The organism is Flavobacterium limicola (assembly GCF_003634755.1).
In the GTDB taxonomy this organism is placed as follows: domain Bacteria; phylum Bacteroidota; class Bacteroidia; order Flavobacteriales; family Flavobacteriaceae; genus Flavobacterium; species Flavobacterium limicola.
On the sequence record NZ_RBXA01000002.1, the window covers coordinates 290,415 to 313,132 of the forward strand.

Below are 22,718 nucleotides of genomic sequence, written 5' to 3' on the forward strand. Positions count from 1 at the left end.
TAAAAAAGAAAAAGAAAGTATAAGCGAAACAGGATTTTAGGATTTGTTTAAATCATTTTATTAAAGTTTTTCATTTTCATAGTTGATATGTTTTATAAAAAATGCTATTTATTTAAATACTTAGCAATAGAACTATATAAAATATGCTTAGATTTCCTTAATTGCTTTTCGATTTTATCTTCATTCATAATTTTGGAAGCTCTTTTTAAATAAGAAAAATAGTTACTCTGTTTCTTAGGACTTGTTCTAACTTCTTCAAAGTTAAATTCTCCCTTATGATTAGGTACTAATATTTTTCTTGAACGAATTAACTGTGAGTTTTCATTATCACTATCTTTTTTCTTCGGAATAGTTTTGAATAATTTTTTTATTTGATTAATATAGATTGCTTTTTGTTGAAAAGGATCTTTTTGAATTCCTAATATTGCTCTTCTAGATCTTCTACGTATTATGCTTTTCATTCTTCTATAAAACTTAGCAATATTAGTAGACTTTATTAAAGTATTGTATCCTCTAAATTCAAATCCTAAGTATGTTAATGGGCTTTCTAATGTTTCTGTACCATCAGAATTTATTTTTATAGATGTTAATCTTACTTCTTTAGCTTTATTAAATTGAATATTTTTAAAAATGAAAGTTTCAGTTTTTTCTTTACTAATTTCTACTATATTTTCTTTCATTTGTAATTCTACAAATTCTTTTACCTCATTTATTTGTTCAACTTTACAAACTACAATAATATCATCGGAATACCTACGGTAATAACAACCTTTATTATTTACTAAGTTTTCAAGAATACTTAAATCGAAATAGTAGAGATACATATTCGCCAAAACTGCACTAATGGGTAATCCTTGCGGAATACCCATTATCTCTTTTGTTTCTTTATTTCTAAATGGAAATTTATGTATTTTTAGTTTTCCTGACTTTATATGATTTCTAAAATCTTGGTTTGATTCAAAAAAACATTTAAAACCTTTTGTTTTTCTGATATTAGACAATTTTTTTTCGTCAAACCCTGCTTTTTTACCTTTATTTTTTTGATAAATTCTTAAATCATCTAATAGAACATAACTAAATTTAGTACATGCTTTAAAAACATTAAGATGATGTTTTGGCAGTTCTTCAACATCAATAATAGTTTCCCAAATAAGTTTTAGCCTTTTATGATCAAGTGATGGAAAAAAACTTTTTATATCAAATGCTAAAGCAGCGATATTTTCCTTTTTTGACCTTTCAGTAATCGTATCAAAAATTTCTTTTGCAAAATGAATAGTGCTTTTTCCATTTCCTTTTGCATCATCAGGCAAATTTGGATTGATTTTTATTTTTCTGTAAGCTGTAACACATTCTGAAAGTCCAAAGTAGGAGTCTAATTTTTCTTCATATTTTTTTTGAAGTAATGAAGCATAGTATGCGTAAATTAGGGCGTCGAAATGAGAGGCGTAGTGCAGAGGTCTGTTTTTTGCAGCACTTTCTGTTTTTCCTGTTTTTATACTTTTTAATTTATGAGAACGAATTTTATCGTTCTTTTTCTCAAACTTTTTGGTGTCAATTTTTTTGTATTTTCTTTCTTTTATTATGGAATGAATAAGTGGATAAAATGCATATTTTTCAATGAATTTTTGGTTTTCAATTTTAGATTTGATTTCACGCCAACTACTGATAACATTTATATTAGGAGTGAGGTGCATGTATCCTTTTGCTTTTATCCAAATTGGAATTGATGTCTCTTTATTTGTAGAATTCATATTAAAAAATGCCTTGTGATGATTTGCTCTAGCAATAATGATTTAGTTTTACATACTTCTCTTGCGAGCCAGACTAGTACCCAATTAATGAGTCATTGTATAATTTGTAATAATAACTTTATAGTAGACATGACATCAATAGACTTGACATTTAGCTCTAAATTGCTTATATTAGCAGAGATTCTGGTTCTTCTTCTGAAGGCCACAGAAATTTATAATCCACTTCCTAAATAAAATAAATTTTATCTAGTAATTTCATAAAGTCATTAAAACTTTAGAAATTTATAGTCCTATCCAAATGTAAATTTCAGCTTATCATACAAGGCCATCAAATGTAAGTATTTTTTTATTATATTAGCTAAAAAATATTCGTTATGGGAAGTTTTGCACTCGGAGAAATAGTTACATTAAAAAATCATCCTTATTATTCTACAAATAATAAAATACTTATTACTGCTGATGCAACGATGACTCCACCATTAATGGTGATTATAGAGGTGTACAATGATTATAAAAAGACACTTGATTTTGATGAAAAGTCTGGTGTTCAAGAATCAAATGCAAGTAAAATTAAATGCGTTTTTTATTCTAATAAAACACATAAATATGAAAGTAATTGGTTTTTAATAGATCAAATAAAGAAGATAAGTCCCATAAACAGTAATGAAGAAGTGCAGAGTTTGCCTTTGGAAAAAGCTATTGTAATAAACAAAGAAAGTGATATAAATGAATTTATTAATAAAAATGTTATTTTAAAATCTTGGGAAATTGAATTAGGAAAGAAAAAATCTAGTTTTAGCTATGACAATTATTCAGATAAAAATCATTATAAAATTACTGCATGTTTGAGTTTTTTACCTCCAGTTATGGTTATTATTGGAGCTAAAAAAGCTGATGAGTTAAAAGAATCGAATTTTGACAAGAAAACTGGAACTGCAAAAAGAATTTTTGCTAAAATTTTAATTAAATGTAGATGGTTTAATCCTTTGACAAATTCCTTTTCAGAAGAGTTTTTTACACCCGAATCTTTGGATTTAGTTATTGATCATGATTTAGAATTAATTGATGTAATTCAACGTTTTATAAGAGATAATAAATTCATGAGATTTAACAATCCTAAGTTAAAATTTTATAATATTGGAAATACAATTGGTCAACCAATCAAAATCAGTTTCAATCATTGTTATTATCAGTTAGAGTATTTTGATTTTTTAACAAATAAGAATGAAACTTTAAAGCTGTTGGATTTTAAATTTGAAAAAGAAAACTCTTTAGATTTATATTCTAAAGATTACGCTCCTTATTATGGTAATTTGGAGTCTGCAAAAAAAATAAAACAATTTCTTAAAGAAGAGATTGAAACTCCAAAAAAATCAAATAAAATATTCAGGATAAAATATAGGTCAAAAAAAGGTGTTTTATCAACAAGAACAATTTCAGAATGTGAGTTTCTAGATCATCGATTAGTTGATGAAAATTCAGATTCTAAAAAAAATAAATATATTAAAGCTAAATGCTTTATGAGAGATGGAAAAGAAAGACATTTCAGATTTAAAGGAATTAAAAGGATTGAAATTTTGAACTTTGATTATGCAAATTTAAATAAACAAAACGTCCTTATCTAGCCCCGATAGAAGCAAGTATCCCACGCTTTTGGGCGTGGATACTGCGGACAGCGGGACAATTCGTGATGAAATAACGGAAAGTTATGCTCCTAAAAAAGAAAATAATCATCGGATTCAGGCTTTGTTTTTTTGTGGACGGTTTCTTAATTTACTATTTTCAAACTTCGTACCTTTGCGCTTTAGAAATTGAAAGAAAATGATTGAAATAGGAAAATACAATACGCTTACCATACTACGCGATACCAAAGTGGGTTTGTTTCTGGGAAATCCAGAAAAAGATCCCGAAGGAATTCATGACATTCTGTTGCCTAACAAATACGTACCAAACGAATTTGAAATAGGTGAGGAGTTGATTGTTTTTGTGTATCTTGACCACGAAGAAAGACCCGTTGCCACGACGTTAGAACCCTATATATTATTAAATGAATTTGCACTTTTGCGTGTGAATTATACCAATCAGATTGGTGCTTTTATGGATTGGGGAATGGAAAAAGATATTTTGGTTCCGTTTAAAGAGCAGGCACGCCCTATGGAAAAAGGAAAACGCTACTTGGTGTACCTTTATATGGACGAGAAAACTAATCGTTTGGTGGCTTCCAGTAAATTGAATCAGTTTTTAAAAAATGATCACCTAACGGTTGAAAAAGGGGAAGAAGTAGATTTAATTGTTTCTCATATTACTGAATTAGGAATTAACGTTATCATCAACGAAAAGTACAAAGGTTTGATGTACAAAGATGAAGTTTATGATGATGCGATTCGCACGGGAGACCGCATGCGAGGGTATATCAAGACAATTCGTCCGGATAATAAGATTGATGTGGCATTGCAAGTTCAAGGCTATCAAAGTATTGAGCCAAATGCAGAGAAAATTCTAGACGAGTTAAGAGCGAGTAGAGGTTTCTTGCGTTTGACTGATAATTCACATCCGGAAGACATTAAAACGGTTTTGAAAATGAGTAAAAAAACCTTCAAGAAAGCGATAGGAGCTTTATATCGAGAGAAATTAATCGAAATCAAGGAAGACGGAATTTACTTGGTTAAGGAATAAAAAAAAGAAAGACTAATCGTAACGGTTAGTCTTTCTCTTTTTAATGCTGTTTTAGAATATTAAATTCTGGCAACATTAAAATAAATTTGAAGTTCAAAGTAGCTTTATCCGCTTCTAAGCGCAATAGTATGCTTGATACTATTTTAAAAATATTAACTTAAGCGTAAGTACTTTAAAAGATAGTTTTGTCTTTAAATGTACAATCACTTGCTTAAGAGTTAAGAAATAATTTCACAATAAGGCCGTTGGTTTTCTATATATTGGAAGATAATTTTCTAAACAATTGTTTATTAATGTCTCACTTTTGCAAGGACAAGAAAATAACTCTTTAATTTAACCGTAGGTGTTACTTTTTATTTTTTACTGCTGGGGCAAATGCTAGTATCATTAGCTCGTTTATCGGGGCTTTGAAAATATTTTTATAAGTTATTACCGTAGAAAAAGGAGCGACAACATTTTTAATTGCATTCAATACATTCTTTTTTTAGGTTAATAAATCAGTGAAGAATCAATAATTAATCAAGATAAAGAATTTGTATTCATCTGATTAGCTTGTTCTAAAATTAAAAATAATTTGAATTGGCAACTGTTAAAATGCTATTTTTTTATTGTTTTTTAACATTTTAAAGCCTTTAATCAGAGAAGGATTACCATAAGGTTATGCAAATAGAATAGATAAAATGTAAAAAATGATTTATTTTTACACTGAAATATTTTAAATTGATTACGATGAATTGGATCACTGCTAAAGAATACGAAGATATCACTTATAAGAAATGCAATGGCGTTGCCAGAATTGCGTTCAACAGACCAGATGTGCGCAATGCGTTCCGTCCGAAAACAACTGCTGAATTGTATAATGCCTTTTACGATGCACAAGAAGATACGTCCATTGGTGTCGTTTTACTTTCTGCCGAAGGACCTTCGTCTAAAGACGGCGTATATTCTTTTTGCAGCGGTGGCGATCAAAACGCTCGCGGGCATCAAGGTTATGTAGGCGATGATGGACAACATCGTTTGAACATTTTAGAAGTACAACGTTTAATTCGATTCATGCCAAAAGTAGTTATCGCTGTAGTTCCAGGTTGGGCTGTAGGTGGTGGACACAGTTTGCATGTGGTGTGCGATTTGACTTTGGCGAGTAAAGAACACGCTATTTTCAAACAAACGGATGCCGATGTAACGAGTTTTGACGGTGGATACGGTTCGGCTTATTTGGCTAAAATGGTGGGACAGAAAAAAGCACGCGAGATTTTCTTCTTGGGACGCAATTATTCTGCTCAGGATGCAATGGATATGGGAATGGTAAATGCTGTGATTCCGCATGCTGAACTAGAAGATACCGCTTATGAATGGGCACAGGAAATTTTGCAAAAATCTCCAATGGCAATTAAAATGCTGAAATTTGCGATGAATCTTACCGATGATGGAATGGTGGGTCAACAAGTTTTTGCTGGTGAAGCTACAAGACTTGCATATATGACTGAAGAAGCTAAAGAAGGAAGAAATGCATTCCTAGAGAAAAGAAAACCGAATTTTGAGAAAAAATGGTTGCCGTAAAAAGTTTGATGTTTAATGTTTAAAGTTGTTTTGAAAAGGAACTTTAAAACTTTTAAACCTTACGCTTTAAACTAAATTTTATAAATGGAAAATTTCACAAACGAAACGATTGATACGCGCCAACTTCCAAAATTTGAGGAAGTCACTTTTACGAATTTGCATCCTAAATACATTAGGGTGGTATTGATTAATTTGGCGTTATTTATTGGCATACTTATTCTTGTTCCAATATTGATTTCGTTGTTTAAACCCGAATTGTTTTTAGGAAGAGTCTGGTTGATTATAGGAATTGTAATTCCTGTATTCTCAGTTTTGTTGGTAGCATTTTCTATTATTGGATTTAAGAAAAAAGGATTTGCTTTCCGAGAGCATGATGTGCTTTTCAGGTTCGGAATAATTGCTACAAATACAATTGTAATTCCTTATAATAGAGTACAGCACGTGGCTTTGCATGAAAGGTTAATTTCACGTTATTTTGGTCTGACCAAAATTGAAATTTTTACTGCCGGTGGAAGTTCCAGTGATATTGAAATTCCGGGAATCGAAAAAGAACAAGCTGAAAATATCAAACAATTGTTGATGGGCAAAATACAAAAGCAATTGTAATGGGAGCCGATTTTAGTCAGCCACAAAGGCAATCTTCAATAGGGATTTTGGTGATGTTTTTTTATACGCTTCAGCAATACGCCAGAGCTTTGTGGCCTATGATTGTGATTTGGATTTTTAAGTTTGACGAGGTTAATAAGTTGTATTTTTTCCTTGGAATGCTTACCGTTTTTGTAAGTATTGGGGTTATTTCTTATTTGAAATACCTGAATTTTACTTTCTTTTTGGATACCGAAAACGACGAATTTATCATTACAGAAGGCGTTTTCAATAAAACTAAAACTGCTATTCAGCTTCGTAAAATCCAGCAGGTAAATATCAATCAGTCTTTTATTCAAAAGTTAATTGGGGTTTATGAATTGGATGTGGATACAGCCGGAAGCAATAAAAAAGAAGGCGCTATCAAAGCGATTTCGCATGAATTGGCTTTGGACTTGAAATTTCGTTTATTGGAAAATGAAGAACTAAGGACTACAATTGGAACTGAAACAACGTCATTGGAGGAAACTGAGCAAAAACTATTTGAAGCTGCGCATCCTTTTATTAAAATCAGTTTTTTGAGTTTACTGAAAGTTGGAATAACTTCTAATTACGGGAGAAGTATCGCTTTATTGGTGATTTTCTTTAGTACAATATATGAGAATTTTCAAAATTTTGGAGACGAAAGCAAAGTTTATGAAGAAAAAGTAGGTTCATATATCGATAAAAACTTAGTGCTGCAAACTATTTTAACATCGATAATACTATTGTTTGTAGTGGTTTTGGTTGTGAATGTAATCCGTACTGTTTTCAAATACTATGATTACAAAATAACCCGACAAAAAGGATCTTTGTTATTATCTTTTGGATTGTTGAATACAAAAAGTACTATCATCAAACCTGAAAAAGTGCAGATTACGACCGTTAAAAGGAATTATTTCCAAAAGAGAATGGGAATTTTAGAACTGAAAATCAAACAAGCGACCAGCGGTGAAACAGAAGAACGCAAGTCGATTATAGAAATTCCGGGATGTAGTGAAGCAGAGAGAGATTCGATATTGAGATTATTGTTTCATCAAATTCCTGAAAAAGGAGTAATGCTTCAGCCTAATTTTCGTAAACTTATTTTTTCTGTTTTTCTTTCAATAGGATTAACTTTGTTTGGATTTTTAGGGATTGGATATTGGCTTGAGCCTATAATTTTTGAATATAGTTATGTGGTGCCGGTGTATGTAGTTGTTATTGGATTAATCCAGTATTTTAAATTTAAAAATAACCGATTATTCATTCACGAGAATTTTATAATAAAGCAAAGTGGCGCTTGGGACATCAGCAATGATATTATTGAGCCCAGTAAAATACAAGCAATTACAACTTCGCAGCTTTTCTGGCATAAAAAGTTGAATATTGGTTCCATAACATTGCATACTGCAGGAGGAAATATTGCTTTTCAGTTAGCAAATTATTCAATAGTAAAACAACAAGTCAATCTTTGGTTGTACGAAATAGAAACTTCCGATAGCAATTGGATGTAACAAAATGGTTTAAAGCGTAAGGTTTAAAGTTGTCTGTGCAACAAATCTTAAGTTTTAAACTGCAAATTTTTAAATAAAAAAATATGAAACATTGGATTGAAGCCGCACGATTAAGAACCTTACCCTTATCTGTTTCTGGAATAATAGTGGGAAGCATGTATGCTTTGGCACACCCAACAGATAGTATATTAACGCCAACAGAGGTCTTTAATTGGCGATTGTTTGGATTTGCTATATTGACAACATTAGGATTGCAGATACTGTCCAATTTTGCTAATGATTACGGTGATGGCATGAAAGGAACAGATAATGAAGATCGGGTAGGGCCAAAACGGGCGATACAAAGCGGTGTGATTACTCCACAAGCCATGAAACGAGCCATTATAATGACATCAGCCTTGACGTTGCTTTCGGCGATGTTGTTGATTTATTATGCGTTTAGAGATACAAATCTATGGTATTCCTTTTTCTATTTAGTATTGGGAATTCTTTCCATTGTATCTGCTATTCGATACACGGTTGGAAATACCGCCTACGGCTACCGTGGATTTGGCGATGTATTTGTATTTGTATTTTTTGGATTGGTAAGTACTTTAGGAGTGAATTTTTTATACTCGAAACAATTGGATGCGTTGTTGGTTTTGCCTGCAATAGCTATTGGATTGTTGAGCGTGGGTGTTTTGAATTTGAATAATATGAGAGACGAAGTATCGGATAGAAAATCAAATAAAAATACGATTGTAGTAAAAATTGGCGGAGCCAAAGCTAAAATATACCATTACATTTTGATTGTAACGGCGATGGTTTTGGTTTTGATTTTTGCTATTATTGACGATTTTCACTTTGATCAATATTTGTTTTTATTGGCTTACATACCTTTAATAAAGCATTTAAATACGGTCTATAAAAATCAAAACGCTAAGGAATTAGATCCTGAATTAAAAAAACTTGCATTGAGTACTTTTGCACTTTCGGTTTTATTGTCGTTAGGTATGATTTACTTTTTTTCGGATATCATTGTAAATACTTTTTTAGGCGGCAGATAAATTAATAATCAAGTAGGGAATTATTCCATTTTAAATCAATAAATATGAAAATAACATTTTACGGTCATGCGTCATTAAGTATAGAAGTTGGAGGAAAACACATTATTGTAGATCCTTATATTTCGGCTAATCCAAATGCAGCGCACATTGACATTGACACTTTAAAAGCAGATTATATTTTGCTTACCCACGCTCACGGAGACCATATTCTGGATGTGGAGGCAATCGCCAAAAGAACCAATGCGGTAATTGTTTCCAATGCTGAAATTGCAGGTTATTATGGTGCAAAAGGGTTTCAATCACATCCCATGAATCACGGAGGAAGTTGGAATTTTGATTTTGGGAAACTAAAATATGTAAATGCCGTTCATTCCAGTTCGTTTCCAGACGGCAGTTATGGGGGGAATCCGGGTGGTTTTGTCATTGAAGGCGAACATAAAAACATCTACATTGCTGGTGATACGGCGCTGACAATGGATATGAAACTCATTCCGATGCGCACTAAACTTGATTTAGCAATTTTGCCGATAGGCGATAATTTTACCATGGATGTCGAAGATGCCATAATCGCTTCTGATTTCTTGGACTGCGATAAAATTCTGGGTTACCATTTCGATACTTTCGGTTATATCGAAATTGACCATGAGGAATCTATTCGTAAATTTTTCAACAAAGGAAAAGATTTGATGCTACTGGAAATAGGAAGTTCCATAGACTTGTAAAGTCATTGCGAGTTTTTCGAAGCAATCTCCTGCTATTCGCTTGTATCTTTACTTGCTTAAAAAAGCAAGTAAAGGATACCGCTGCTATCAGGGCTAGGTTAATCGTTGCTGTAACACTTTATCAACTTTGCTAAAACTTTGTGTTTAAATTTTAAAGAATTCCAAGTCAATCATGCATAAAAAGAATTTTATCGTTTTATTTTTGTTGCTAATTACTGCAAATACCGTTTTCTCTCAAAAAGACGGCTATTGGGATAAAACCCGTGCTACAACTGAAGAAATATCGGTTTCCGCAAGAGACAGAATCATCATAAAGACCCAAGATTTCCCCGAAGGAACTACAGAAGTTGTTTACAGAATAACGCTTTTGGATAAAAATCAGCAAATGGCGGGCAGTTTAGTTTCGGTTTTAAAAGCAATTCCGGACCCAACGGGAATTAGTCAAGGTTCAGCAGGAGCGGTTTTTATCTTGTCAAAAATCTCAGGAGATGACAAATGCAAGTATGCTGTTTTCTCTAGCGCTGAATTAGCTGTAAAATACAAAGAAAACGGAAAAACGGATGATGCGTGTTTGGTTCAGGACACACCAGTAAGTAAAGACGCCAAGCGACTTTCTACAGAGAAATCGGCTTGTATGCAATCCAATTCAGGGAATTTATGGTTTGGTTTCGAAAGTAAAAACTGGATTATGAACCAAAAAATCATCTTGGAAGTCGTGCCATGGGTCGATAATAAACTCAGTCGTGGCTGGACAATTGAAAACAGAAAAGCAATCATCGATCAATGCAAAACCTCCAATTTGGCTCAAAAAATGACCAATTCAGATGATTTTTGCGTTTGTATTCTCGATAAAATTCAATCCAAGTATACCTTTAAGGAATTCCAAAAATTATTGGCTGTAGAGCGTGCTAAAGCGTTCAAGGATTTTGGTAACAGTTGTTTTGGCGAAAGCAGTCTTTCTAAAAGCGTGTATGACGATTTGCGCAAACAAGCCGCTGTATTAGCAAAACAAGCAAAACAAGGAGAGGCTATTGTGAAACTGACTACTATAATCAATGATGGAAAAGCAACTTCCTTGGATTACAACTCGATAGGAAGTAGTTATGTGTTGACGAAGCAATACGGTAAAGCGATTAAATTCCTAAAAGAAGGCGAGAAGCTTGATGATACGGAGTTGCTGATAAAGCTAAATTTGGCGCACGCCTATTTATTGAATGATAATTATGCTTCGGCGAAAGCTATTTACAAAAAGTATCAATCTCAAAATGTAACGGATAGTTTAAGTTGGACTCAAAAAATAAAACAAGATTTTGCAGCTTTCAAAAAAGCGGGAATAGTTTCTAACAACTTTGAAAGAGTTTTGAAGTTGATGGATAAATAGATTAAAACTTAAATGACTTATATGTTTTAAAGAAGCGATTTTTTACATCAGACATTTAAGCTTATAATTCTATTGTTAAAAAAATAAATTCCCAAAACGGGAACTTTTTGTGTATCTTTGTAAAATAAATAGAATTTGAGAGTAATTGCGAAAAAAATATTAAGGGATTTCTGGCTTGTGCATACTGATTGTGAACAGCAATTAAAATCTTGGTTTCAGGAAACTAGCAAAGCAGAATGGGAAAATCCAAATATGATAAAACAGCAATATCCAAGTGCAAGTATTTTAAATAACAATCGGTTTGTCTTCAATATAAAAGGAAATAATTACCGATTAATAGTTAAAATAAATTTTGATCATCAAATGGTTTGGATTCGGTTTATTGGAACGCATGCAGAATATGATAAAATTGACGCCAACAAAATTTAATTACAATGGAAATTAAACCTATAAAAACAGAAAACGATTATAATCAAGCTCTCGAAAGACTTGAAGTTATTTTTGACGCTAAAAAAGGCTCGTCTGAAGGCGACGAATTAGAAGTGCTTGGGATTTTAATTGACCAATACGAGAATGAGCACTTTCCTATAGGCATGCCCGACCCAATTGAAGCCATAAAATTCAGAATGGAGCAAATGGGATACAATCAAAATGATTTAGCGAATATTATAGGTCTTAAAAGTCGTGCGAGTGAAATCTTAAATCGGAAACGAAAACTTTCATTGGAAATGATCCGTCAATTGCACGAGCAATTAAACATTCCTACAGATGTTTTAATTCAACCGTATTAAAATTGATTGAGTTTGTTTCAACTCACAATTCATAACTCATACTTAATAACTTTTGAAAGCAACCTACCACAAATACATTCTTAATTTCAAACGACCATCAGGAACTTCCCGCGGGGTTATGAATGAAAAGGAAACTTGGTTTATCGTCTTGGAACAAGAAGGTAAAAAAGGAATAGGCGAGTGCGGAATCCTTCGCGGATTAAGTATTGATGACCGACCGGATTATGAAGAAAAATTGCGATGGACTTGCGACAATATTAACTTGGGAAAAGATCAGCTTTGGGAAGTGTTATTGGAGTTCCCTTCGATACAATTTGGAGTCGAAATGGCGTTCCAATCTTTAGTGAGTGAAAGTCCATTTTTGTTGTTTCCTTCGGACTTTACAAATGGAACAAAATCGATACTGATAAATGGTTTAGTTTGGATGGGTGAGGAGTCGTTTATGAAAGAGCAAATTGAAGAAAAACTGGCTGAGGGTTTTCGATGCATAAAACTCAAAATAGGAGCGATAGATTTCGATAAAGAATTGCAATTATTGCGCTTTATTCGGGAACATTTCACTCCGGAGCAAGTCGAAATTCGTGTTGATGCGAACGGTGCTTTTGATGAAAATATAGCTTTAGATAAATTAATACAACTATCTGAATTTAAACTACATAGTATAGAGCAACCAATACAAAAAAACCATACTGACAGTATGGCAGAGCTGTGTAAAACCAGTCCTTTTCCTATTACTTTGGATGAAGAGCTAATAGGAGTGTTTGCATTAGAAGAAAAAGAGAAATTATTAGAGAAAATCAGACCGCAATACATCATCTTGAAGCCTAGTTTTGTAGGTGGTTTTCGAGGCACACAGGAATGGATTACATTGGCTGAAAAGCATGAAATCGGGTGGTGGATTACCTCGGCGTTAGAGAGTAATATTGGGTTAAATGCGATTGCACAATGGACCTTTTTACAACACAATTTGATGCCTCAGGGATTAGGAACTGGAGCACTTTATACCAATAATTTTGACTGCCCGCTGGAAGTTTCAGAAGGGCAATTATGGTACAAAAAAGAGTTGAATTGGGCGTTTGATTTTGACCTATTATAAGAGATTATTTCTTAGTTGTCTTTTGCTCGCCATCTCCCAATAAAACGGATAATGTTTTTAAACTTGGTGTGCGGTCCGCAATCAACTTTATTATGCTTATGAACGGAATGAACAGAATCATTCCTGCAGCGCCCCAAATAATACCTCCTACAATTACCACAATTATAATGACGAGTGTGTTTATTTTCAAGCGGCTTCCTACTGCAAAAGGAAATATAATATATGCTTCGAGTACTTGAACAATAGAAAAAACTGCTATAACGGCTAATGGATACCAAATAGAATTGTATGTTATCCAGGAAACGGCAATGGGTAACAAGGACGATATCATGATGCCCACATAAGGAATAAAAGTGAGGATTGAGGCAATAAAACCAAATAGAAAGGGATTTGGCACTCCAATTATCCAAAGTCCAATGCTGTTTAATAATCCAACTATTAAATATACCACTAACATTCCTTTGATGAAATTGTAATATTCATGAATGGTTTCAACAAGGATTTCATGAATCGTATTTTTTCTTTCAGGAGGAAAAAGTTCATATAAAGCATTCGATAACATCTGGCGATGGAAAAGTATTAATGCTGAGAAAACAGGAATCATGATTAGAAAAAATGCTGATTCAGACAGAGAATAAGCGGTGTTCCGAACGATTGAAAGGGCTTGCGAACCAGAGTTGTTGAGTGTATTGTTGATGAAATCATTTTGTTTTTCCAAACTAATATCAAATCGCTCTGAAATAAAAAGACTCAATTGTTTTATTGTTTCGGTTAGTTTGGTTCTTAAAGATTGCCATTCTTGCAAGAATTCCGAGAACTGTGCAAATAATAGATAAAGTACAGCTCCCACCAAAAGTGTGACACCTAAAATAGAAATAACAATTGCAATTCCTTTATTAATTCCTTTAGTTTCCATCCATTTACAGATTGGATATAGAATGAAACCAATGAGTAACGAAAAACTTAACGGAATAAATAGTGTTTTGCCAAAGTACAGAATTAAAGAAGCCAAGACTATAAATTGGAGTACTTCTAAAACAGAAAATCTCCTGCTGGATTGAAATGGAACTGGTGTTTTAGAAGATCGTAACATACAAATTTATATTATAATCGTTATTTCTTACTCTTCTTTATTTTAGTTAAAGTATAAATTTAAAACGTGTAACAAGGTATAAAATTGCCGGATATTACGAATATTTTAAGATTCCAATAATCGTCTGTGGTAATTGATTTGTCCCAGATGATAGGCTAGGTGCGTGGTCAAATGGATCAGCATAAACTCAGTAGAAGTCTTATTTTCGAAAACTAAAAATGGAAATTCCATTTTTAATTCTTCTTCTGAGATGATATTAAGTGCATTGTTAACGACAACAATGGTTTCTTCGATTTTTTGTATTAATTCTGCTCTTGGAATATCTTTCAGTGAAAATTCGAGTGCTCGGTTTCTGATATATCCGGTTTTTCCAAATTCGGCTCCAATGTATATATTAAGATTTCCTATCAAATGTAAACAGAGATTCCCGGCTGAATTAGCTATTCCTTTCTGAATCTTCCAAATATCACTTTCATTTTGGTACAACTCAATTTCGGTTTTTAACTTATTCAAATCTCGGTTGAAAAGTATTTTTAAACTTTCAATTAGCATTTTTAGATTCTTTGTATTTCTTCAATGATAATAGTACTTGTTGTTGTATTTTTTGTTGGAAAAAACCAGTCCAGCCTAATAAATATCCTGTAATTCCAAAAGCTTGTTTGGACCATTTCCAAATGTCGAAATTATCTGTATGTTTCTTTATTAATCCATCTTTAAACTGAAACTGCGCACGAATAATATTTACTACTTTTCTATTGGTTTTGCTAAAGTTGTAAGTAGCGATCCATTGTGCGGAACCAAAGTATTCATCTGCTTTTATATCTGAGAATTCAATTTTGATATTTCCTTTACTTTTTTCAATTAACATTTTCCACATTTGGCAAACATCATTTTCTTTTAATAAACCAAAAGCAGGATCGCGAAACTCAATTTTGGAATCATAGCATTCACACATTGTTGAAGCGTCAGCATTGGCAAAAGCAGTATAGAACTTAATAATGGTTTTTTCGTTTGCGTTCATATTTACATAAAGTGAATAGTAAAAATAATAATTTTTTTGTTAAAATTTAGGTTTTAAAAGGTAATGTAGAAAAATAAAATGCTAGTTGATTCTTAATTTTGAAAGATAAAAGAGATTTTCAGCGTGATATATTCACTGAATTCTAAATTTTAAATAAAAAAGAGGATAGACTTTTAAGTTTCTATCCTCTTTTATAACATATCAAACGGTATGCTGTGTTATTCCAACTTATTTTGTGGCAGGAATAATATCAATTATTACCGTACGATTATAAAAACGCTCTTCAGGAGTTTTATTCTCAAAAGGAGATTTGTTTTCATTTTCACCATAACCTGACACGTCAAATTTAACATCGTTTCTACCGGCTTTAGTTAAACTGTTCTGGATTATGTTTTTTACATCATTTGCACGTGCTAATGACAAATCCTGATTGTAAACTTCTTCACCAATAATATCGGTATGGCCTTTAATAATTACGGTTGCTCCAACAGGAATTTTTGGCGTAACTACTTCAGTAAGGTATTTTTCATACATCGTAATTGCTTTAGACGTATTAAATTCATAGATGATACTATATCTCATACCTTCTTCCATTTTTGCAGGAGTCCAAAGCACCATGTGAACCGGAGTTTCTTTCTCTATAATTTTACCGCTTTTAGTCTGGCCAATCATTTTTACTTTATAATCACCTTCTGGACGACTACCTAAAATTGATTTTCCAGGAATTTTAACTTCTTCTTGAGTGTATGGTCCAAAAGATTGTACTTTACCTTTTTCGTCTGCTATTTGTAATGACCAAGATGATAATGCTTCCCCAGCTCCTTTATTATTGAAGGTTACATAACTTTCAACAGGCGCTTCTTGCAATGCCATAATTTGTACTGGTTTTAATGGAGCATCAGGACCACTTTGAAATTCCATCAATAAATCTGGAGAATTACTTTCGATAGAAACTCTACGATCTCCTTCACGTAGCAACACTAATTCTTGTGTCCCTCCTGGTTGTTCTGATGGGATATTTGGCTTGTCTTGACCTTTTGTAGTAATTCTAGCTGCATTTATTGCAAATATATTTACCAAATAGGTTTTAACAGATTCTGCCATAGTAAGACCATCTGTATTGCCATTATTAGAGGAACCCACCAAAGTAATTGTCGCTGAAGGATTTTTTTGCATACGGTCTCCAAGAATATTCAGAACGTTATAATAAACAGTCATTTGACGTTTAGAGCGATCTGATAAGTTTTTTGGAGCAAATGTTTCCAATTGATCTTCTTTGAAGTCTTTCACTTGATTTTTCGTTAATAAAACATAACGATTTGGAATTTCTGTTGATCCTTCATTAAAGAAAACATAATTTCTAAGCGGAAAAATTTCAGTCATTCTTCTCTCTCCAGGAACATTACTAGGAGAATTTACGGAGAACTGCACTTCACGATCTTTTAACAAATCAGTAGCTTCCTGAACGTTTAATCCTTGTCCGAATTTAAGCGCAACACCAGCTCTTACGGTCGTGTTATTCCAAGTTTCTGTTGAGCGTGGATTTTGACCAAAATAGGGTTGGAAAGAAACAAAAGGAGACAATACAAATTGTGTTTTGTTACTATCTGAAGAAAGTGGAATATCATATCCTGCACCAATTTGCATTGATAAAATAGTTTTTTCAATGTCACTAAATTCACCCGTTACTTCAGGAGAAGGCGCTTGATCAGGAAATGCTGGATTAATACCTAGTTGATAGGTAAATGATTTATCCAGATTAAAAGCTAAACGAGGACCCCCATAAAGATAAAAATTAGATTTGAATGGAGCAAAACGTACGCTTGGTTCCACAGTGATGTAACTAAGATCAGTAGATAAATCTGCTGGACAGTCACAATCGGTAAGCACTTGATCAAAAGATCCTTTACGACTATCATAACCTGCTTGTAACATAACTCCCCATCTGGAATCAGCTGGACGATATTCTAAAAGTGGCGCAATGAAAAGCCCAACACCATCTCCATCATGAAAAGTAGCTGGAGGTGTGAAACCGGCATTCAACTGATTTGTTGAACCACGGTAAAAATTAAAATTAGCTCCACCAGCAACACCAAAGTACCAAGAAGGTTTCGCATATTTAACTGCTTGTGCTTCTTGCGCTTGTAAAGGTGTTTGAACACTTAACCATGTCAAAGTAATTATTGCAACACTTTTGATAGTCAGTTTATTAGAGGACCATGCAACGCATGATCCTATTTTGAAATTATTTTTAGTTTTCATTTTTTTATGGCTTATTAATTTTGTTAGTGTGAGTCATTACTACAGCTCCATTACGAGCAAGCATTCTACCATTTGCAGTTGAATATGCGCCCATTGTTATGGATTGTAAGGCTAATACGTTTCCTTCAAATGTAGTATAGTCTCCAATAGTTGCAGAACTTCCGGTTTGCCAAAAGACATTTTTTGCAAGAGCTCCACCACTAAGTTTTATATTTCCACCAGCTCCACCAACAGTTGTGAATGCAGATGCTACTTGGAAAATCCAAACATCAGTTGCGCTACCGCTAAGAGTTAAATCACCATTTTGTACTAAAAGTGTAGATGTTGATTTATAAATACCGGCAACAAGTGTTCTTCCACCTTGATCTCCAGAAACAGTAATTGGTGCGCTATAAGAAGCTCCTTCTGCAAAAAGATAAGCATTAGTAAGGTCTAGTTTTGCTTGTGTTAGCATGGCAGCAATTCCTACAGGAGCAATATCATCAGAAGCATAAATTGCACCATTCACTATAACTGCAGGAGGAAATCCTGTAATTGAAGAACGAACTCCTGGGCTGATACCAACATCCATATTGTTAATAATGCTGAATCCAGCATTATTACTTACTCCAACACCTGATAAGATTCCAAATCTTTCAGCTGATCCAAGATTTACAGTATTTCCAACTAAAGCTGAACTTGTACTAAAGTTCCAAACATAGTCATTTGCTAATGATACACCAGCTGGATTTTTAGCTTCTGTACTGATTTTAGCAGTATAAGTAGTTCCAGGGGATAAATCATTATTAGGAGTAAATGTGGCAGTTGAACCTAAATAAGTAACAGTCCCATTAATTGTTGTTGTCCCATCTTTTAAAGTAAATGTAGTATTATTAATAATAGTCGCTTCATTCATTGGCATACTAAATTCAGCCGTAACAATAGTATTAAGGGCAACTCCTGAGGCATTATTAGTAGGGCTAGTGTTTATTACTGTAGGTCCAGTAGTAGTACCAGTGGTAAATGTCCATACAAAGTTATTTGCTAGTGATGTTCCCTGTACATTTTTTACACCAGTTGTGATTGTACCAGTATACACTGTATTAGTAGTTAAAGGACTACTAGGGGTAAAATAGGCTTTTGTTCCGTCGAAAGTAACTGAACCTGCAACTGAAGTAGTTCCTTGTTTTAAGGTAAAATTGGTTGCGTTTACAGTAGCTTGATTCATAGGCATATTAAATTCTGCCGAAACCACTTTATTAAGGAACACATTAGTATCATTGTTCAAAGGATCTGTATCAATTACCATAGGTGTAACTGTAGATCCGGTACTAAATGTCCAAACATAGTCCACTTGTAATGCATTTCCCATCATATCTTTAACCGATGTTTTAATTTTACCAGTGTAGGTTGTATTGGCTAACAATGGTGATGTTGGATCAAATGTTGCTGTTGTTCCATTAAAAGATACCGTTCCATCAACTAAAGTTGTTCCTTGTAGTGTGAAAGAACTTTCGTTAAAAGTTGATGCATTCATCTCCTCATTAAAGATTACACTAATAGTTTGGTCTAATGGTACATTTATATCTCCATTATTTGGACTAGTCGATGTCACAACTGGACATACGCCATCGATTTCTTGGAAATCATCTTTCGCGCAACCGGTAACTAGTGCAATAAAAAGTATTGCAAAGGTTAATAGTAATTTTTTTGTTTTCATTTTTTTTTATTTAGGGGATTAAGTATTCTGTAAAACAAAGGTTGGTTTATTATCGTCGGTTAGTATTATACAATTAAAAACATAACTTGTATAATTCACTCCTTTCAAATATTGAATAGTTGGTAGTTGATTAAAAATCAGTAACTTATTCTTTTATTGTATTAACAAAAGTTAAGGTACTTTCTGAAAAAATTGGGAAATTAGGCAAGTAATTATTCTAAAAATATATTTTAGAGCACTACTTTAGAAAGAAAGGTGTAATTGGAAAAAATGTAGAGGGTAATTAAAATAGACTATAAATAGTCAAAATAAAAGATTGAATATACAGAATTGTATTTTGGAATAGAACAAAAAAATTAAAGTTTTAATTCTCAATTTTATTGATTTTTTTTCCTTTTTGTTTCAAGTTGAAAATAAAAATAGTTAGTTCTTTAGTATAGATATCAAGAGCTAAAGCAGATTGTTTCATGTAAAATAAGGATTCTTTCAATTCTTCGGGTGAATTTGAAGGCTGATTCAGGAGGTAAGAAATGCCTAAAATATTAGAAATGGGTTGTCTTACTTTATGGGAAGTCATGAACATAATTTCCTCTAATCCATTGGTATATTCACTTTGATATTCTTTAGCTCTTTTGAGTTCTAAATTAGCTTTTATTAATTGAGCCGTTCTTTTCTCTTTCTCTTGGTTTTGAAAAGAAAGTTCTCTGTTAGCAATTAGTAGCTCAGCAGCTCGTTTTTCTTTTTCTAGGTTTTGAAAAGCAAGTTCTTTGTTAGCAATTAGTAGTTCAGCAGCTCGTTTTTCTTTTTCTAGGTTTTGAAAAGCAAGTTCCTCGTTCGCAATTAGTAGTTCTGCAGCTCGTTTCTCTTTCTCTTGATTTTGAAAAGCAAGTTCTTCGTTGGCAATTATTAGTTCTGCAGCTCGTTTTTCTTTTTCCAGGTTTTGAAAAGCAAGTTCTTCGTTGGCTATTAATAGTTCTGCAGCTCGTTTTTCTTTTTCTAGGTTTTGAAAAGCAAGTTCTTTGTTGGCAATTAATAGTTCAGCGGCTCGTTTTTCTTTTTCTAGGTTTTGAAAAACAAGTTGCTTGTTGGCTATTAATAATTCTGCTGCTCGTTTTTCTTTTTCTATGTTTTGAAAAACAAGTTCATTATTAACAATAAGTAATGCCTCTTTTTTTATTCTTTTGTCCATGTACTTTCAAATTAAATTTTTTATTTGATATTATTAAACGAAAGAATTTACAAGAGTATTACAAGTGAATTTATTTTAGTTAAAGAAAAAAAAATGAATTGTTTAATTCATTTTAGCATTTTTATTCCAGAAATAAAATCAGAATTAAATATTTTGTGAATTTTCATCTGTAGACTTATCGGAATGTTTGGTAACAACATTTGTTATTACAAATTGCAATAACGTTCCTAATATTCTTTTGATTGGATTATGGGTTGATCCTAATAATACTTTTTTAGCCAAGTATCCTGTTGATATCCCTATAACATTACTGAGGATATTACCTTTAAATTCAGAAGTTGTAGCCATTTGACCAAAAGCATTTTTGATTAAATTCAAAGGTTTTAAACTTTCAATGGTATAATGATACTGATCTTTAAGTTGTACTAATTCGTCAGCTTGTTTCATTTTCATTAATAAGATAGTTTCCTTAAGAATTTCTGTTTGGTTTATCTTTTTCATATTAATTTTTTTTAAGCATTTTAACAATCATAAAATTGCTAATAGGTGTTTTAATCCACTCATTTTTAAATATGTAAAGAATAATAGCAATTAGTAAATAAAAACTAGATACTATAAAAAAACCATAATACAGTTTTCCAACTAATTCTCCAATCCATAAGGAAAGACCAATATTTGCCAACAAGGCAAACATTGCAAAAACAATAGAAACGGCCAATCGAGATATTAGAGAAGACATAACATCAGCAGCTTTATCGACTGCATGTAACTTTGTCAATTCTACTGTTGTTCTAGTGTAATCTTCTGCTCGTTTAAAAAGCATCTCTATTGTTGTTGCGTTGTTTTCCATGATATAATTTGTAAACGTACTTATTTATTGAAATTTTAAAAATTAAATATCAGATTAGATATTCGTATTTTTTATTTCGTTTTTTGCATCGTAAAATTTTGATTTTCCTTCCGCAAGTAAAGCTTCGCCTTCATTTTTTGCATCGTAAAACTTTGATTTTCCTTCAGAAACTAAAGATTCTCCTTCTTTCCAAATTTTCTCGTATTTTTGAGTAATTGAACCTAATAATGTATCTAATTTGTCTTTCAACTCATCAGCATAGTCATTGCTTTTATCCATTATTTTTTTTCTCGTTTTATCGCCTTTTTCAGGTGCAAACAATACTCCTAATAATGCTCCAACGGCAACTCCGCCTAAAACTCCTAATATTATTTTATCTGCTTTCATAATTATTTATTTTATTAATTGATTATTTTATTAGATATTTCTACCTGAAATAAGTCTAAATAATATTGCTATTACAGCAATAACAAGTAGAACATGTATTATTGATCCTAAGCTGAATGCAAAAAATCCAATAGCCCAAAAAATGACTAATATTACTGCTATGGTATAAAGAAGATTGCTCATTATTTTTTATTTTTAATTATTTTTTTATTAAAGTTTTCAATTGTGATTGAATTAAATTTTTCTACCTGAGATAAGTCTAAATAGAATTGCTATAACTGCAATGACTAGAAGGATGTGAATAATTGATCCTGCACTGTATGCGAAGAATCCAATTGCCCAAAAAATAACTAAGATTACTGCGATGGTGTAAAGAAGGTTGCTCATGATTTTTAGTTTTAATGATTAATTTTTAGTTTAGTCTAAGACCTATATATGCGCTTAAAACACTGTTTTTTGCGTCTGAAGAAATAAAACTATCGTCTTTTCCAATTTTAGTTAATCCATAATTGTAACGTACCCCAAAGTTTACTACATCTAAATCAATCCCTAAACCTCCAGCAAGACCAGCGTCAAACTTATTGAAATCATTAGTGTCTAATTCGCTTTCGGAACTACTAAAATTGGAATCATTTGTAGTTTTTCCGCTTACCATATAGGCAGCGTAAGGACCAACATGTACATTAAAATTATCTGTAATATTCATTACTAATAAAACTGGTACTTCAATATAGTTTACATTGAATTTAGCAGTTCCTTGTACAAATGCATTATTGTAAACTAATTCAGCACCTTTTGTAGTATAGCTAATTTCAGGTTGAATCGCGATATTATTACTAATAGGAAATTTAGCATACAACCCAGCGTTGAAACCTGTTAATACATTATTATCATCTACATTATCAGTATATAGATTTGAGAAGTTTAGTCCTCCTTTAAAACCAAAAGAGGCAGTTTTTTCTTGAGCTTGAACAGCTGTAAAAGACATAAAGCTTAATACTAATGAAGCGAAAATTAGTTTTTTTGAATTTTTCATTTTATTTGTTTTTTATTGAATTATTATAATACAAATAT

General features: G+C 32.3%; 24 protein-coding genes. 11 read left to right on the forward strand and 13 right to left on the reverse strand.

Annotated features, from left to right (window positions below; genetic code table 11):
* Nucleotides 1-104 precede the first annotated feature (104 nt).
* Entirely contained in the window at nucleotides 105-1,751 is a 1,647-nt protein-coding gene (locus BC952_RS08640) for a reverse transcriptase domain-containing protein (protein WP_121365209.1), read from the reverse strand.
* A 374-nt stretch (nucleotides 1,752-2,125) separates the two neighbouring features.
* Between BC952_RS08640 and BC952_RS08645 the strand changes: the two genes are divergently transcribed.
* The 11 genes from BC952_RS08645 (at nucleotide 2,126) to BC952_RS08695 (ending at nucleotide 13,143) form a co-directional block, all read left to right on the forward strand.
* Nucleotides 2,126-3,376, forward strand: a complete 1,251-nt coding sequence (locus BC952_RS08645; RefSeq protein WP_121365210.1) for a hypothetical protein — start codon at nucleotides 2,126-2,128, stop codon at nucleotides 3,374-3,376.
* Between the two features lie 196 nt (nucleotides 3,377-3,572).
* Nucleotides 3,573-4,427, forward strand: coding sequence for a CvfB family protein (locus BC952_RS08650; RefSeq protein WP_121365211.1), 855 nt, complete (start codon nucleotides 3,573-3,575; stop codon nucleotides 4,425-4,427).
* A gap of 729 nt (nucleotides 4,428-5,156) precedes the next feature.
* Nucleotides 5,157-5,987, forward strand: coding sequence for a 1,4-dihydroxy-2-naphthoyl-CoA synthase (locus BC952_RS08655; RefSeq protein ID WP_121365212.1), 831 nt, complete (start codon nucleotides 5,157-5,159; stop codon nucleotides 5,985-5,987).
* Between the two features lie 84 nt (nucleotides 5,988-6,071).
* A complete protein-coding gene (locus BC952_RS08660; RefSeq protein ID WP_121365213.1) occupies nucleotides 6,072-6,593 on the forward strand; it encodes a PH domain-containing protein in 522 nt (173 codons plus the stop codon).
* A complete protein-coding gene (locus tag BC952_RS08665; protein WP_121365214.1) occupies nucleotides 6,593-8,107 on the forward strand; it encodes a PH domain-containing protein in 1,515 nt (504 codons plus the stop codon). Before BC952_RS08660 ends, BC952_RS08665 begins: the two co-directional genes overlap by 1 nt.
* 83 nt (nucleotides 8,108-8,190) lie before the next feature.
* A complete protein-coding gene (menA, locus tag BC952_RS08670) occupies nucleotides 8,191-9,153 on the forward strand; it encodes a 1,4-dihydroxy-2-naphthoate octaprenyltransferase (protein WP_121365215.1) in 963 nt (320 codons plus the stop codon).
* Between the two features lie 44 nt (nucleotides 9,154-9,197).
* Complete coding sequence (locus tag BC952_RS08675) at nucleotides 9,198-9,875, forward strand: metal-dependent hydrolase (RefSeq protein WP_121365216.1); 678 nt, start codon at nucleotides 9,198-9,200, stop codon at nucleotides 9,873-9,875.
* A 172-nt stretch (nucleotides 9,876-10,047) separates the two neighbouring features.
* On the forward strand, nucleotides 10,048-11,256 hold the full coding sequence (locus BC952_RS08680; protein ID WP_121365217.1) for a tetratricopeptide repeat protein: 1,209 nt from the start codon (nucleotides 10,048-10,050) through the stop codon (nucleotides 11,254-11,256).
* A gap of 135 nt (nucleotides 11,257-11,391) precedes the next feature.
* Complete coding sequence (locus BC952_RS08685; protein ID WP_121365218.1) at nucleotides 11,392-11,685, forward strand: type II toxin-antitoxin system HigB family toxin; 294 nt, start codon at nucleotides 11,392-11,394, stop codon at nucleotides 11,683-11,685.
* 5 nt (nucleotides 11,686-11,690) lie between these two features.
* Nucleotides 11,691-12,047 carry a helix-turn-helix domain-containing protein gene (locus BC952_RS08690; RefSeq protein WP_121365219.1) on the forward strand — a complete coding sequence of 119 codons (357 nt, stop codon included), beginning with the start codon at nucleotides 11,691-11,693 and terminating at the stop codon, nucleotides 12,045-12,047.
* A gap of 52 nt (nucleotides 12,048-12,099) precedes the next feature.
* A complete protein-coding gene (locus BC952_RS08695; protein ID WP_121365220.1) occupies nucleotides 12,100-13,143 on the forward strand; it encodes an o-succinylbenzoate synthase in 1,044 nt (347 codons plus the stop codon).
* A gap of 4 nt (nucleotides 13,144-13,147) precedes the next feature.
* On the opposite strand, the gene BC952_RS08700 is transcribed toward BC952_RS08695, so the two are convergent.
* The 12 genes from BC952_RS08700 to BC952_RS08755 form a co-directional block, all read right to left on the reverse strand.
* A complete protein-coding gene (locus tag BC952_RS08700) occupies nucleotides 13,148-14,236 on the reverse strand; it encodes an AI-2E family transporter (protein ID WP_121365221.1) in 1,089 nt (362 codons plus the stop codon).
* A 105-nt stretch (nucleotides 14,237-14,341) separates the two neighbouring features.
* Complete coding sequence (locus BC952_RS08705) at nucleotides 14,342-14,788, reverse strand: DUF1572 family protein (RefSeq protein ID WP_121365222.1); 447 nt, start codon at nucleotides 14,786-14,788, stop codon at nucleotides 14,342-14,344.
* On the reverse strand, nucleotides 14,778-15,257 hold the full coding sequence (locus BC952_RS08710; protein WP_121365223.1) for a nuclear transport factor 2 family protein: 480 nt from the start codon (nucleotides 15,255-15,257) through the stop codon (nucleotides 14,778-14,780). The genes BC952_RS08705 and BC952_RS08710 overlap by 11 nt, the downstream gene beginning before the upstream one ends.
* Before the next feature lie 228 nt (nucleotides 15,258-15,485).
* Nucleotides 15,486-17,519: an OmpA family protein gene (locus BC952_RS08715; protein WP_121365224.1), complete on the reverse strand. Its 2,034-nt coding sequence runs from the start codon at nucleotides 17,517-17,519 to the stop codon at nucleotides 15,486-15,488.
* A gap of 4 nt (nucleotides 17,520-17,523) precedes the next feature.
* The gene (locus BC952_RS08720) at nucleotides 17,524-19,218 is read right to left on the reverse strand and encodes an Ig-like domain-containing protein (RefSeq protein ID WP_121365225.1); all 1,695 of its coding nucleotides are present in this window, start codon (nucleotides 19,216-19,218) and stop codon (nucleotides 17,524-17,526) included.
* Nucleotides 19,219-19,582: 364 nt separating this feature from the next.
* On the reverse strand, nucleotides 19,583-20,407 hold the full coding sequence (locus BC952_RS15035) for a diguanylate cyclase (RefSeq protein ID WP_121365226.1): 825 nt from the start codon (nucleotides 20,405-20,407) through the stop codon (nucleotides 19,583-19,585).
* A gap of 144 nt (nucleotides 20,408-20,551) precedes the next feature.
* A complete protein-coding gene (locus tag BC952_RS08730; protein ID WP_121365227.1) occupies nucleotides 20,552-20,908 on the reverse strand; it encodes a hypothetical protein in 357 nt (118 codons plus the stop codon).
* A 1-nt stretch (nucleotide 20,909) separates the two neighbouring features.
* Nucleotides 20,910-21,257 carry a hypothetical protein gene (locus BC952_RS08735; protein ID WP_121365228.1) on the reverse strand — a complete coding sequence of 116 codons (348 nt, stop codon included), beginning with the start codon at nucleotides 21,255-21,257 and terminating at the stop codon, nucleotides 20,910-20,912.
* A gap of 54 nt (nucleotides 21,258-21,311) precedes the next feature.
* Complete coding sequence (locus tag BC952_RS08740; protein WP_091170274.1) at nucleotides 21,312-21,644, reverse strand: YtxH domain-containing protein; 333 nt, start codon at nucleotides 21,642-21,644, stop codon at nucleotides 21,312-21,314.
* A gap of 30 nt (nucleotides 21,645-21,674) precedes the next feature.
* Nucleotides 21,675-21,827 (reverse strand): lmo0937 family membrane protein, encoded by a 153-nt coding sequence (locus BC952_RS08745; RefSeq protein ID WP_121365229.1) that lies wholly within the window; start codon nucleotides 21,825-21,827, stop codon nucleotides 21,675-21,677.
* A gap of 51 nt (nucleotides 21,828-21,878) precedes the next feature.
* Nucleotides 21,879-22,031: a lmo0937 family membrane protein gene (locus BC952_RS08750; RefSeq protein ID WP_121365230.1), complete on the reverse strand. Its 153-nt coding sequence runs from the start codon at nucleotides 22,029-22,031 to the stop codon at nucleotides 21,879-21,881.
* A gap of 25 nt (nucleotides 22,032-22,056) precedes the next feature.
* Complete coding sequence (locus BC952_RS08755) at nucleotides 22,057-22,680, reverse strand: porin family protein (protein WP_121365231.1); 624 nt, start codon at nucleotides 22,678-22,680, stop codon at nucleotides 22,057-22,059.
* Nucleotides 22,681-22,718 lie beyond the last annotated feature (38 nt).

Coding starts and splice junctions, on each gene's coding strand:
- BC952_RS08640 (WP_121365209.1), bottom strand. CDS start 1,751: ATGAATTCTACAAATAAAGAGACATCAATTCCAATTTGGATAAAAGCA.
- BC952_RS08645 (WP_121365210.1), top strand. CDS start 2,126: ATGGGAAGTTTTGCACTCGGAGAAATAGTTACATTAAAAAATCATCCT.
- BC952_RS08650 (WP_121365211.1), top strand. CDS start 3,573: ATGATTGAAATAGGAAAATACAATACGCTTACCATACTACGCGATACC.
- BC952_RS08655 (WP_121365212.1), top strand. CDS start 5,157: ATGAATTGGATCACTGCTAAAGAATACGAAGATATCACTTATAAGAAA.
- BC952_RS08660 (WP_121365213.1), top strand. CDS start 6,072: ATGGAAAATTTCACAAACGAAACGATTGATACGCGCCAACTTCCAAAA.
- BC952_RS08665 (WP_121365214.1), top strand. CDS start 6,593: ATGGGAGCCGATTTTAGTCAGCCACAAAGGCAATCTTCAATAGGGATT.
- menA (WP_121365215.1), top strand. CDS start 8,191: ATGAAACATTGGATTGAAGCCGCACGATTAAGAACCTTACCCTTATCT.
- BC952_RS08675 (WP_121365216.1), top strand. CDS start 9,198: ATGAAAATAACATTTTACGGTCATGCGTCATTAAGTATAGAAGTTGGA.
- BC952_RS08680 (WP_121365217.1), top strand. CDS start 10,048: ATGCATAAAAAGAATTTTATCGTTTTATTTTTGTTGCTAATTACTGCA.
- BC952_RS08690 (WP_121365219.1), top strand. CDS start 11,691: ATGGAAATTAAACCTATAAAAACAGAAAACGATTATAATCAAGCTCTC.
- BC952_RS08700 (WP_121365221.1), bottom strand. CDS start 14,236: ATGTTACGATCTTCTAAAACACCAGTTCCATTTCAATCCAGCAGGAGA.
- BC952_RS08705 (WP_121365222.1), bottom strand. CDS start 14,788: ATGCTAATTGAAAGTTTAAAAATACTTTTCAACCGAGATTTGAATAAG.
- BC952_RS08710 (WP_121365223.1), bottom strand. CDS start 15,257: ATGAACGCAAACGAAAAAACCATTATTAAGTTCTATACTGCTTTTGCC.
- BC952_RS08715 (WP_121365224.1), bottom strand. CDS start 17,519: ATGAAAACTAAAAATAATTTCAAAATAGGATCATGCGTTGCATGGTCC.
- BC952_RS08720 (WP_121365225.1), bottom strand. CDS start 19,218: ATGAAAACAAAAAAATTACTATTAACCTTTGCAATACTTTTTATTGCA.
- BC952_RS15035 (WP_121365226.1), bottom strand. CDS start 20,407: ATGGACAAAAGAATAAAAAAAGAGGCATTACTTATTGTTAATAATGAA.
- BC952_RS08730 (WP_121365227.1), bottom strand. CDS start 20,908: ATGAAAAAGATAAACCAAACAGAAATTCTTAAGGAAACTATCTTATTA.
- BC952_RS08735 (WP_121365228.1), bottom strand. CDS start 21,257: ATGGAAAACAACGCAACAACAATAGAGATGCTTTTTAAACGAGCAGAA.
- BC952_RS08740 (WP_091170274.1), bottom strand. CDS start 21,644: ATGAAAGCAGATAAAATAATATTAGGAGTTTTAGGCGGAGTTGCCGTT.
- BC952_RS08745 (WP_121365229.1), bottom strand. CDS start 21,827: ATGAGCAATCTTCTTTATACCATAGCAGTAATATTAGTCATTTTTTGG.
- BC952_RS08750 (WP_121365230.1), bottom strand. CDS start 22,031: ATGAGCAACCTTCTTTACACCATCGCAGTAATCTTAGTTATTTTTTGG.
- BC952_RS08755 (WP_121365231.1), bottom strand. CDS start 22,680: ATGAAAAATTCAAAAAAACTAATTTTCGCTTCATTAGTATTAAGCTTT.